This window comes from Sodalis endosymbiont of Henestaris halophilus, assembly GCF_900161835.1.
In the GTDB taxonomy this organism is placed as follows: Bacteria; Pseudomonadota; Gammaproteobacteria; order Enterobacterales; family Enterobacteriaceae.
The window spans coordinates 535,019-549,258 of record NZ_LT897836.1 but is presented as its reverse complement, the minus strand read 5'-3'; the positions used below and the strand labels follow the sequence as shown (position 1 = coordinate 549,258).

General features: G+C 36.4%; 4 protein-coding genes and 1 pseudogene. 4 read left to right on the top strand and 1 reads right to left on the bottom strand.

Going from position 1 to position 14,240, the window contains the following annotated elements:
* The first annotated feature begins 2,118 nt into the window (after positions 1–2,118).
* Positions 2,119–3,552, top strand: a complete 1,434-nt coding sequence (hldE, locus tag HBA_RS01165; RefSeq protein WP_097032611.1) for a bifunctional D-glycero-beta-D-manno-heptose-7-phosphate kinase/D-glycero-beta-D-manno-heptose 1-phosphate adenylyltransferase HldE — start codon at positions 2,119–2,121, stop codon at positions 3,550–3,552.
* A 307-nt stretch (positions 3,553–3,859) separates the two neighbouring features.
* Here hldE and HBA_RS01160 read toward each other — a convergent pair whose 3' ends face one another.
* A complete protein-coding gene (locus HBA_RS01160; RefSeq protein WP_097032225.1) occupies positions 3,860–4,108 on the bottom strand; it encodes an accessory factor UbiK family protein in 249 nt (82 codons plus the stop codon).
* A gap of 408 nt (positions 4,109–4,516) precedes the next feature.
* Here HBA_RS01160 and ribB point away from each other — a divergent pair, with 408 nt between their 5' ends.
* The 3 genes and pseudogenes from ribB to parE all read left to right on the top strand — a co-directional run bounded on the left by ribB (position 4,517) and on the right by parE (position 13,888).
* Positions 4,517–5,161 (top strand): 3,4-dihydroxy-2-butanone-4-phosphate synthase, encoded by a 645-nt coding sequence (ribB, locus tag HBA_RS01155; protein WP_097032224.1) that lies wholly within the window; start codon positions 4,517–4,519, stop codon positions 5,159–5,161.
* Positions 5,162–9,555: 4,394 nt separating this feature from the next.
* The gene (gene nudF / locus HBA_RS01150; RefSeq protein WP_097032223.1) at positions 9,556–10,188 is read left to right on the top strand and encodes an ADP-ribose diphosphatase; all 633 of its coding nucleotides are present in this window, start codon (positions 9,556–9,558) and stop codon (positions 10,186–10,188) included.
* Between the two features lie 1,839 nt (positions 10,189–12,027).
* Positions 12,028–13,888 (top strand): annotated as a pseudogene (gene parE / locus HBA_RS01145) (DNA topoisomerase IV subunit B).
* The last annotated feature ends 352 nt before the right edge of the window (positions 13,889–14,240 follow it).

Sequence of the window (14,240 nt, the reverse complement as noted above, 5' to 3'; positions counted from 1 at the left end):
TCATTGAATTAATGTTAGTTATTTTAATAAATTTATTTTATTCAATCGTGGCATAAGCTTTAATTAACCATTATGAATGGTTCTATCTCATACTACGAATAAAAAGTTGAATTAAAATATGTCGTTCAACTAAAGACGTTATCAGCACTACGATGCTAATTATTAATATATTCTAGCAACTTAATAATCTAATGCATATCTGTGCGTCACAGATTCTTAGATCTATGTGATATCTACGAACCCCTAAATAATCTTAGCCAGCTAACGAAAACTTTCCTTAATCTCTCGACACGATTGGCTATGGCATGTGTGTAACTGAGAATGGGGCACGCACTGCAATGTTGACGGCAACCCATAACCACTACTAATTTTGGCCCGGATACGCTGGACAGCCGCAAGCAATATATCTCCTCAGATATTGATCTAATTTTAGCTTATTCAGAAAACAATTTAATCATCAACCGCTAGCTGGTCAAACGCACAGTTTTTCACTCATTTCGGTAAACAATGTTTGAAGGTAAGCACTCAAATAACCTAACTTAGAAAGTTCTATTAATCATATGGAGATGAGTTACCGTCATTTTGCAATGATAACTACTACAAATAATAAAATACAGCATGTTGTTTTTTATCTAACTTAAGTTGGCATTGAACTTCGTAGTTATTCCATATAATCCCTACAAGAATGAACAAGAGGCTTACGAAAAATGCGCTACCGCAACTGGATTCTAAGATAATATAAAATAAGGTGTGAGAGTTATTTGTAAGTTAATATATAGTTTATTGTCCACAGATATTTCAATTAATTATAAACGATAGGCGTATTTAAGTGCACCTAGTATGGTGCAAGCCATGTTATTTATTTATGGTGATTAACTTTAAATACAGTTAACATCGATGCTAATCAGCATTGTTATTTTGTAAACCACTTATATAGAACATTGCTACTAGCATAAATCAGGTTTATTAAGACATTTGATTCTCTTGTTACCCATGTCGTCGCTGATTTACCGGTTAGTTCGAGCAACATTCTCACTATTACTTGACGCATTATGCGAGTACGATGCTCTATTTACTATCCACTGATATCGGTGGCAAATTATTGGAAGAACTGTCTTAATATTTACTTTTTACTTCTAAAGATAAATTAGAAACAAAATTGAAAGCACTGCAGTAATTCACAATGTTAAAGTATGCTTTATACATGACCACAGACAATATAGGCAGGATGTACGAATAATGATATATATTAAAGATAACTATGTCGTATCATAGATGATAGTTATGATTTATATCATCATCTACAGATATAAAATAAAGTATTTCTGCATGTCATGCGCATCTTTTACATCCGGGATATGCTTAGTATGCTAAATTTATATAATTAACTATAGTAACCTGGACAATTGGGAAAAGATCTACAACTCCTATTTATACCTAGTATTGTTGCATCAACATCAAATTATTGCCATGTTCGATAGACTAAGTAGAATTGATGACCGACGAGTTTATTTGTGACGAGTTTGGTTATAAAAAATCGTGCATTTATTTAATAACCGGCAAAGAGAAGCTAATTAACTAAATAAATACTAGACCTTAATGGGTACTCTTGCACTACAAGAGTAGATTCAAATCCTATTAGACGCGGCGCCGAAAAGTAAGTAAAATGTCTGATACAGTACGGTAACCATTAGTATATTAAGAAACCTATCGTTTTAATATCAAAATACATGAGTATGATATCATCAATATCTAATTTTAGCACAGCATTTAATTGCTTCGACACTCGGTCACACATCCTAAATTGAAGCGATTATCAGATAATATGCGTATTTTGAGCTGATTGTAAATGCGAGATCATTCATTTGGTATGATTAAATAAACACACGATGCTGCAAAATACTTATCATATCAAACTATAGACATTAATTAGTTTAATGTCAGTAAGTACAAGTTTGCCATAGATATACTACTGTACGGGCAGGAATGACCTACGCAAGTGGTGGGTGGGCAAACAAAATTACGCTCAAAACTGCCCCCCGCATAAGGGTTTCCGATCCCCTACCGCCTTATGATATTATTTTGACCTTTAAACTGAATTTCGTTGGAGCAAAACAAATGAAAGTAGCCTTGCCTGATTTCCGCCGGGCAAGCGTTCTGGTCGTGGGTGATGTTATGTTAGACCGATACTGGTACGGTTCCACCAGTAGGATCTCACCTGAAGCTCCGGTATCTATAGTAAAAGTTGATGCCATTAAGGAGCGTCCCGGAGGTGCCGCCAACGTAGTGATGAATATTGCCGCGCTGGGATGCTATTCCAGGATCATCGGCCTAACCGGCATAGACGACGCAGCCAGAGTTCTAAGAGAGCTGCTTAGCGATATGGATGTGACCTACGATTTTGTCGCTGTTTCTACTCATCCAACGATAACCAAGTTGCGAGTATTATCACGTAATCAGCAGCTTATACGACTAGATTTTGAACAAGGATTCGACGATGTCGATGCCTCTCCCATGCTAGAATGTATTCAGCGCGCGCTACCAAAAACAGGCGTATTGGTGCTGTCTGACTATGCGAAAGGCGCGTTAGCACAGGTGCAAGAAATAATTACGCTAGCGCAGGTGGCCGGCGTACCGGTGCTTGTCGATCCAAAAGGTACTGACTTCAGTCGTTATCAAGGGGCGACACTGCTAACGCCAAATATATCTGAGTTTGAGGCAGTGGCAGGAGCATGTAAAAATGAGGAAACGCTAGTAAGCAGAGGCATGAAAATAATCGCAGATTACCGGCTTTCAGCGTTGCTGATTACCAGGGCAGAGCAAGGCATGACCTTGATCTGCCCTGGTAAATATCCGTTGAATATACCTACACAGGCACAAGAAGTCTACGACGTTACCGGCGCAGGGGACACGGTCATTGGCGTGCTAGCTGCCGCATTAGCTGCTGGTAATAGCCTTGAAGAATCTTGTTTTCTAGCCAATGCTGCAGCTGGAGTGGTAGTCGGAAAATTGGGTACGTCGACAATAAGTCCCATCGAATTAGAAACAGCCATACACGGGCGCGTTACAACGGGCTTTGGCGTCATTACAGAGAGTGAGCTTAAGAAAGCGCTAGTGTTGGCACGCATACGCGGCGAAAGGGTGGTTATGACTAACGGTATTTTTGATATATTGCATGCAGGTCACGTCAGTTATCTCACTAATGCACGGCGATTGGGAGACAGGCTTATCGTTGCGGTGAATAGTGATGATTCTACCAAGCGTTTAAAAGGGGAAAGCCGTCCAGTAAATTCTCTGAAGCAGCGCATGAATGTTCTGGCAGCGCTCGAGTCGGTAGATTGGGTACTACCTTTTAGCGAGGACACTCCTCAGAAGCTAATTGCGAATATACTACCAGATATACTGGTCAAAGGCGGTGATTACCATCCGCACCAAATCGCCGGCAACCAGGAAGTCTATAATAACGGAGGTGACGTGAGAGTACTAAATTTTGAAGAAGGTTGTTCTACTACCAATATCATTAATACCATCAAAAACGACAAAAGAGGTTAAACTGCAAGTTAAAGCTAGTATAGCGGTACTTTAATATAGAATACCTCGGATAATAGAAAAAATTCAACATTATTCCAGGCACCATTGCACCACACCTGTGGTCCATATCAACCTTATCAGAAGTTAATATTTTGGTAAAAGAGCTTACCTCTATACAATATATCCTTTAATATATGTGTCTTTAGCCTTTTTTGTAAATTCGTAAGTAACGTCGTCTTCAGTCCTTACCCTTAAATGTAGTAAACGCGATTATGGTTTAGTTTTAAAACTTTGCTCACACTTTCGTGGCTTCTCTACCGCGCATGCATCATTTTTCTAAATCTTTTTGCAGAGCGTTAAGTCGTAATTCTAATTGATGCAGTTTCTCACAAGTGCGCCGCAGTAGCTGGGTCTGTACATCAAATTCCTCGCGGCCTACCAGGTCTATACGGCTGAAATAATTTTTCAGCATTTGATAGAGTATTTTTTCCAAATCGTCACCCCAATCGCGGATGCCTTGGGGTAGCGATTCCTGTACCTGACAAACAAACTCTTTAAGTTTCTTTGGATCAATCATCAAAGATTCCCTCATTTAGTCAGAATAAATAATGATAAGTTTAATGCTTGTAACTTCTAAGTAAAAACAAAAGCATGCATTGAAATTATGCGTTTGCTAATTGCTTTAGTTCCAGATTTAAGCTAAAATATTATTTATTAGTTCTCAGGGCGGAATGCAATCCCCCACCACCAGGGAGATACACCACTGGCTAGAGTATTGCACAAAAAGCCCATGAGCAATAAGAATGCGTTCGATCTAAGATTCGCAGATCAGACATAACTCAAGGGCCGAGGTAATAATCTCGATGGGAAAATAATGATATCTAACTATAAAAGGATTGATATCGTTATTCTGGCCGGTTATCGGCCAATCCTAGATCTGCCCTGATTATGGTAATCCACATTAATTATAAGGATTTTATTTACCATGAATCAGACAGTTCTTTCCGAATTCGGTTCTCCACTTCAACGCGTGGAGAATGCATTGGAGGCGCTGCGCAACGGCCGCGGAGTACTCGTACTAGACGATGCAGATCGTGAAAATGAAGGAGATATGATATTTGCCGCAGAAAACATGACTTTTGAGCAAATGGCGCTGACTATTCGCCACGGCAGCGGTATTGTGTGTTTATCACTAACTGAAGAACGCCGCCAACAACTAAAGCTACCGATGATGGTTGAACATAACAGCAGTCATTATCAAACGCCTTTTACCGTGACTATTGAAGCTGCTCAAGGCATTAGCACAGGGGTATCTGCCGCTGATCGACTCACGACAATTCGGACCGCAATAAAAGATAACGCTAAACCAAATGATCTTAACCGTCCCGGGCATGTATTTCCGCTGTTAGCGCAGCGAGGTGGTGTTCTGGTGCGCGGTGGACATACCGAAGCAGCCGTTGATTTGACCACGCTCGCCGGACTGAAGCCAGCTGGCGTGCTATGTGAAGTTACCAATGACGATGGCACAATGGCACAAGTTCCAGAAATTATAGTTTTTTCTCAACATCATAATATGCCAGTGCTTACCATTAAAGATCTAGTCACTTATCGTCGTCTTCTGGAAGTGTGAAGTAAATTAAGTATCTGGGCAATCACTTTAATTGGAGTTAATTGGCAACTGACTTTAACTTTTACATCTATTGCTAAGAGCAAATCCTCAATTACTCCGTGAATAACTGATCAATAAATAAACGTATAATACTAAAGACTACAACACATATAAAAAACTCCAATAGTGTATCCACCTGATAAATAAACTACTTTATATACTTGCAGATCAGTCACGTATGCTAACACCGAATAATTATCTTATATGAAGTGATAATCTCGTAGAATTAATTTTGTTGGCGTTATGTATCATCGATATGCACTGCGAACTGGTATGACTAAGAGATAATTTCGCAGTACTACTGTCATGATTGAGCAGTATAAGCTATGATCTAAATCAGGTGGGCACTAAGTTAGAATATAATAATACACTGACTAAAATTATATTTAATCTTAATTTATTAATTTGAAATTCTATAATTTCTTGATTGATTTAATTATTTTATCTCATTTATGCGATAAGACGTTAAAATCTTACCATAAATCACAGTAACAAAAGACAACAAATTAAGGATAAATGTTGAGTAAAATGCTAATATCTATCTATTAATAAATCATTAATAGTTCGATACAAGACCTGAAAGATACCACGTTATATCTCGTTTCTGATAACAGCTGTATCAAACATTTTTGTAATTAAGGGGAAATATTATCCCCATGTGAAATAAAAGTAAATAGCCAGTAACAAATACGGTCATTTGATTATAAAAACTTGCGCACAAGTTACACCCATGTAGGGAAAAACTATCCCTATTAATATGCATAATCATTTAATCAGTGAACGCAGGGGAGGAAGATAAAAACGCAAAAACCCCTTGCTTAATAGATTATTAGCAATATTAAATACCGAACTGTTCAATTCCCAAAGGGAATACTTTGTTGTTAGAAAGCAAGATCGACAATTAATCGATTACAAGACTGAGAGTCATGACTCATAACACAATAAGGTATATAGCAACATACTTTATCCCCGTTTAGGTAAATTTAAACATTAACAGGAAAAACAAGATTAATCAAAGATAATATGCGGATCAAAACAGGAAAGATACTATGTAATTATATATCTACATTCACGAAAAACAATGACAAAGGTTTCATAGTTGACCAGCCAATTACTGATAAACTATAATAGCTATACCCCAGAAGCGTTACAGAAAATATCTGTATAATAAAATATTCCTAGCTGTACCACACCACTTAGATATTTTCTCATTTTACTAGAATATTTGAACGTTCACACCTATTGAAAGAGAATATTAATTCTACCATACATCATTGTTTATCAGCAGGAAATTTTCTTCTAAAATAGATTATTAATAAATTAAGATAGTAAAAAACTCTTATCAGAAGAGTACTGATAAAAGTTTTTTTGTTATACAAGACGCATTTCTAATACGATAGCTAACCAAAGACTCCCATTTATCAAGCTTAATAGATAACATCTTGCGGGGAATAAATTCCCAAAGGTAAAGCTTGAACAGATTGTTGCTAACTTGATTATACATATTTAGAAATTTCCCTTTCTCTCAGATACTGGGAGCAGCAATATAAAGAAACGTATTTTAAGTAACGTTGTCTCCATGACAAAACTCTGCAAATGAGAGATTATCACACGATCTTTTATCAAAGCTTTTGGTACTTAATCGCCTATAAAGTATAGATAAATCGTGATGCGATTAAAGTTACAGCAAAAGAAGATTAAATCTTCTTGTAGACTATTGTAATAACCAGGTGTTGGCAAACAATATTACTTAGCATGAATCCAGATATTCTAGATAAATCTATTGAAATAACACTGCTTCATACAGCACAATAAGTGTATTGTTATTGATTTCTAACAATTTTGGCGGATAATAGATTTTGTTTGTCCAGTCAAAACAAAATTAACATAACAGCTGAAGTTACTTGCTAGACGTGTGGTATATAAACAATCATATATGCAAAGGTACACAAAAGCAAGTTATCAGTCTATGGTTAAACAACATCTTGTCAACTACCTGTAAACATATTTTTGATAGCCCTTAGCGTTATCCGCCTCCAACGTTTTTATTTACACCCCAAGGTGCAATGAACTAATAGCGATCGTATAGCACTTTTGCGGCCACTGACAATGATGTAAAATGAAAATCAGACTTGATAGCTTTCTCGCGCGTCGGTATAGTTTTTATCGATTACGATGTATTTTATGTTCTGTTAGTTATTTATAAGACGGTGATTAAGAAAACTGTATTACAGTACATGGATATTTGTTTGCTAAGATAGTGATTGATACTAGTACGATAGTATCACTGTGTGTGTACAACATAATATTTCATCGCTTTTTATAACTGGTTAATAGAAAATAGTATCTATTCATAGTATTATAATCGCTATTTGATAAAGGGACCAAGTAGTTGCCGAGAGGTAACGTTATTAATCTATTTAGTATATTTTGTATTATTCCAATCCTGTTTTATTAAAAGGTAAATTGAATTAATAGAGGAGACATGATGACAAATAAAGCATAGACCGTTTGCAATCGATATCTTTACGTAATTATACATTTCTTTATGATCTTTTTCTTTAACAGCAGGTAAAAACAAAAGATATCGCCAGCGGCCAAGATCAGAAAACAGATATAGCTATATCTCTAGAATAGAACTTCATGCCGGCAGTAATTGCATATAATAAGCTCATTAGACGTCGGTGAAGTAGCTGCTATAATTAGGATAAATTGGTTGTATACGATAGTTGAGGAACCACAAGTAATACTTGCTACTGAACGATATTTTGAGGGTCGCTTTTGCAACATACCAAAACCATCGGCATGGGCTATCTTAAGGAGCATTTTCGGTGAAACGATCTGCGGATCCATGAGTATCGTTTTTTAAACGTATTCGTATTATTCAGAGTTATTAACTTTGATTTATTCAAAGTATAAAGGGCAGATGACAGGTTTAACTTATTAATCTAATCGCTTTATCTAACCTGGAATAGATTTAGTTTTCCACGATATAACGTGTTAGTAACGCAGGCAGCTCGTGCAGCTATTATCGTAAAAATGTCTACCTAATAGTGAGGTTTAAACACCCCATAGAATTTTGCTCAAAAAAATCTTTTTCGTAGGCAATAACAATGCAAAAATGAAATTAAAATATTGTTAAACGACGAACGCAAAATCCTGACCATGGTGCCATGAGCTTTTTTAAACTGTTAACTTACGCTAACGAAATTATAATACACGTTGTAACTACTAACAGTTAAAAAACCGTAACTATAACACAACATATTAAAACAATATTTGAGGTTTAGTCCGATATCTTTAGCTGCTTATAAGCATTAATAAAGAAATTATTATAAGAACTAAAATAGTTCTCTTTAGTATAGCCGAAATCAACAACACATTTATGTCCAGAGTCGGCAAATAACCGCTTAGTAGCAAAAGATTTGTTCATAGATTAAATCTTGCGAAAACGTGTTAATACCTTAGGTTAAGATCCTATTATGAGTCTCTTTTAAGATGTTAATAATCGCATTCTACGCTAAGTTTTTAAACTAACGATAATTCATAATAACTAATTACGGATAATTAATACTAATAATATACTGTAGCGCTTATAGCACATTGTTAAGATCATGATTAATGATCATTGTCGAAAACAAAACAATATTATATTACGTATTCTCATGTTAAATATAAGTAATCTCTCCAAAACCAACGTTAAAAAACACGATTATTTGCTTTATTGACAATAAACATCTGTTTTGCGTATGTTATATTACAATATTTAATATATTACATTAGTATTAAATACATTAAGCATTAATAATTATAGATCAATATGACATATCTTAAAATAGCCATTGCTAAGAGTTGAAATACAGTATTTCGATATATCGAAATAGTATAAGTCAATTCTAGCGCCTCATTGAACCCGTTGCAATTGACACCATGGTTATCGTAAAATACTAAGTGCACGTATAATTTATTTCAATCATCATGAAAAACCCTAGGGGGGACTATTCTTTCATTAAGTCTTGGAAAAGACATATTGAGAGTGGGGTAGCGAAAATCGCAGGTTGAAAAAAAACTCATCTACTAATACACTTGGTTGTAGTCTGTGGTGGATTTTACACCTAATTATTTTACTAAAAGTTCACGAGACTCAATTTTATAAGTAAGTAAAATAATTTATTTAGTTAAATTGTTTTAAATAACATAATTATCAGAACAGAATCAGGAGGCTGTACGCGCCATGCCGGCATTATTTACAATAGTGAGGCACTACTCTTTGTGATTCATAATAAATATTAGTTTCTAGCAGTCTGATTGAACTAACCTGTCTATGGAGTTATTTCATAATAGGAGCGCTTATAATGACTTCTTCTTTTGTTACGCCGGTTACATTTTGTCGTGATGATGTTGAAATGCTTTCCCGTAACACATTGTATAATGGCTTTTTCAAGATGAAACTTTATCACTTCCGTCACAAACTATTTAATGGAAACATGAGCCAGCCCGTGACCAGGGAGATTTTTGAGCGCGGACATGCGGTTGTACTATTACCATATGACGCACAGCGTGATCAAGTTATATTATTAGAGCAAATTCGTATTGCCGCTTATGATAGCAGCCTGACCCCTTGGCTATTAGAACTAGTAGCTGGTATGATTAAGCCTGGAGAAACATTCGAACAGGTTGCCCGACGAGAAGCGGTTGAGGAAACAGGCCTATCGGTAGGTCGCTGCAAACATATGCTAAGCTATTTAGCTAGTCCTGGAAGCACAAGTGAACGCCTGATGGTGATGGTAGGAGAAGTAAATGCACAAAAAGCTGAGGGTATCCATGGATTAATAGATGAAAATGAAGATATCCGTCTCCATGCAGTAAGCCGCACACAAGCATACTGTTGGGTGGAAGAAGGAGTTATTGATAATGCCGCCTCTGTGATTGCTCTGCAATGGCTAGCATTGCACCATGAATCTTTAAGAAAAGGGTGGGGTTATTAATTATGTAGATAAAATATCTTCTATTACTTTTATGACACCACCTACCGAAATAAACTTTCTTTTTATGATTATTACGCTACAATATGAAGCTATAATTAAAAAATGAATTTTAGGCAACTGATTATTAGCTACACATCGCATTTAACTTATTTAAAGAAATACATTCTTTCAACATTTATGTATTAACATAAATTAAAAATCTTCGCGAACAAATTACGCTATTCTTTTAGAGGCATATTGCCATAACAATTCCTATTTGTTAAGTTATATAGTTAGATATCCAAAGAATAATATTAAGATAACATGTTGACTATCTTTTGTAGCTAGAGAACGATAATGTCGGTATTTTAAAAATCGTCAATACCAACTTGTTTACGAGTGAGTATGAGATATTATTCTCGCGGTGGGTCAAATACCTTGCGCAGGCATAGCCAGATACTGAAAACACAGTACAATATTACAGCTATAACAGCTGCTCTTTCATTTAATAATCATTACTAGCTACCTAAACGCGAGGTTACTAAATCTTAGGTCTATCGTTATTCTACTACCGAGATTATGCGCATGACCCGCTCTCTGCTGTTGTCTATCCCTGTTAACTATGATTTTTCTGAAAACGATACATAGTAATTAATATGTACTTAATAAGTAGATAATCTCCAGTGCTAAATAGTTACTAATCGGCAAAAAGTAGCAGTTAATACTGCTAAAAAACACAGCTTGCTAACCAGCAAATTAAACAACTATTAGCTTTAGAGCTTGTAAGGTTTGGTGGGCTGGTTACAACCAGCCCACCAAACCTTAGAAAATATATATTGCTATTACATATTAATATCATACTTCTTTTAGGCTATATTTAGATTGATTGTTACAACCTGAAACACCACTTACGAACGTGATACAACCACCTGTATTAATTAATATTATGTACTGAAAAATATTCATCAAGCACTAAAAAGTTAAATTGACTAGGACAGTACATGTAGCAACGCCTTTCACCTACGTGTATTTCAAACCGCATTGTACCAATGTCAATATAGGCACCCGCAAATCAATTTGACCGGCGTCATTTCTAGCTTATTGCTTGGGTGCACCGAACAGACTACAGCGCGGCAACTAAAAATAAAACATATACGCGTGCACTGATTAATCTACACGCACTGATTTATAAGAGATACTTATGTAAACACGTTTATATCCACATAACTTCAATAATTCCTACTTGTTAACCTAGCTATCTAGCTAGATATTTACTAAATGTACCACCGTACAGATATCTATCAGCTAATGCCTTATTAAAAATAAATAATAAAACTATTATGAAATAGCTAACTAAAACTGCCAAAATTGATGAATACATTTTGAATAATGAGGTTACACTTAATTATCGCAATTTATTCTAATGCTGACGATTAATCCCTTGAATTTACTTATGTAATATTTTAGAGGGCAAGAAATATTCACCTCATATCAAAAATATTTTTGCAACGCTGACATCTATTAAATTAAAGATGATGCGGGTAAATGTACTAAAGTTGCAGAATATTACTTGATTTCTGAAGCAAAGAAGCAGCTAATATCCCAGATTACCTCCTTGCTAAGGTTTAAATAGACCTATTATAACTAAACCGTATAATTAAATGACACACCGCACTTTCGTAGGTTTTAATAATTACTTTACATCATGGAATTTTAAGGCTTACCTCCTGGTTAAACTATAATTGACGCTACAAAGTATATCTAATTCCAAATTAATAACCTTTGAGGTAAACTACCTAAACGGTATATTATAATATAGGAGTCAATTTATAAATCATATAAAACTATAACTCTAATACGATAGAAGTACTAAGCGTATTAGAACCAATTCGATGACATCTAGGAATATATACCGATACTTCTCGGCCTAATCATCTTAGACAAGAAGTGATAGATAATAGCTTTGACCAGGCTATTGCAGGCTATGCTAAGAGCATTAATGTAATTTTGCACGCCGATCAGTCGCTAAAAATTAATGACAACGGGCGCGGTATTCCGGTCGATATCCACCCTAAAGAGGGTGTGCCCGCGGTGGAATTGATACTTTCCGATTGCACGCCGGCGGCAAGTTTTCTAATAAAATTATTAATTCTCCGGCGGACTACATGGGGTAGGTATATCGGTAGTTAACGCCCTGTCCACAAAAGTTGATGTAACAATGCGGCGCAACGGTAATATTTACCGCATCGTGTTTGAGAATAGTAATAAAGTAGAAGATCTAAGAGTAATTGGCACTTGTTCCAAGTTTAATAGCGGCACTAGTGTCCATTTCTGGCCGGACAAGCGATTCTTCGATAATCCCTGCTTCTCAATATCACGTCCAAAACATTTGCTAAAAGCGAAGGAGATTCTTTGTCCCGGCGTAAAAATTGTCTTTCAGGATCAGGTGAATAATATTCAACAAAGTTGGTGCTACCAGGCAGGCTTGACTGATTACTTCAATGAAAAAATAAATGGACTTACTACGCTACCAAAATCTCCTTTTTTTAGCACGATAAAAGGCGGATAGTGCAATAGTAAATTTGGCATTGCTCTGGCTGCCGGAAAATGGAGAATTGATGACCGAGAGCTATGTGAATTTACTCCCCACCCCACAGGGGTGGAACTCACGTTAACGGGTTGCGCCAGGGTCTGTTAGATGCGATACGAGAGCTTTGCGAATATCGCAATCTTTTGCCGCGTGGCATTAAATTGTCGGTGGACGATATCTGGGAGCGCTGCTCTTATGTACTATCGGTACAAATGCTTAATCCACAGTTCACCAGCCAAACCAAAGAAAGGCTGTCATCGCGACAAAGCACCACATTTATTTCTAGCTGTGTGAAAAATGCTTTTAGCCTTTGGCTAAATCAAAATATATTAGAAGCAGAGCAGCTTGCAGAAATAGCTGTCATCCACGCCCACCGTCGTTTGCGTGCGGCTAAGAAAGTAGTGCATCAAAATTTACTAACGTTCCATCGCTGCCAGAAAAGTTGGCTGACTGTACCGCTCAGGATTTGGAACGTACGGAAATATTCCTGGTTGAAGGGGATTCGGCTGACGGGATCTGCCAAAACAGGCAAGAAATCGGCAATATCAAGCTATTATGCCGCTTAAAGGGAAAATACTTAACACCTGAGAGGTGTCATCAGACGATGACATTGGCATCGCAGGAAGTACATAATATATCAGTAGCACTTGGGTATCGATCCTGATAGCAACGATCTAAGTCAGCTACGGTACGGCAAAATTTGCATCCTGGCAGATGCAGACTCAGATGGCCTGCATATTGCAACGTTGCTATGTGCTTTTGTTCATGCAGCATTTCCGTAAACTGGTAAAGGAGGGTAATATTTATTTGGCTATGCCACCACTCTATTGCATCGATTTCAATAAAACAGTTTATTAAACACTAAATGAAGAAGAAAATAAGCGTACTAAAACAATTAAAACGCAAAAAAGGCAAACCTACAGTGCAGCGTTTTAAAGGGCTAGGGGAAATGAACCCGCTGCAGTTACGCGAAACAACACTTGACCCCAATACTCGCCAATTGGTACAGTTAACGGTAAAAGAAGACGATATGCAATAGTCGCTGGCAATAATGGATATGCTTTTAGCAAAAAAAAACGTACCAAAGACCGCCGCGATTGGTTGCAAAAAAAGCAACGCAGCAAAAATTGAAATGTAAGCGATGGTGGTCAAAACACATAATTCAAAATACTTGTTTTCTGCTACTAAAAAATCACATAAAATATATCAAACACGGCATTACAAGCAGTGTAAAGAACGTAGCGCATAACTTCCCAGGCCTAATATTTAAGATGCTTTTGCGTTGATATCTCATCCTCATAAATCACGCATCACTCTGGCATTACAGCTATTATAATTTAATAAAATTATTAATATGTTAAAGTATTATTCTTGACATAGCTAATTATCAAGAAGACTATCAAGATAAGCGCAATCTGTAAAATAATGGTAATATCACACATGTGTATCGTAAGACTGAAGCTTACGTTAATGTCAACTTGTT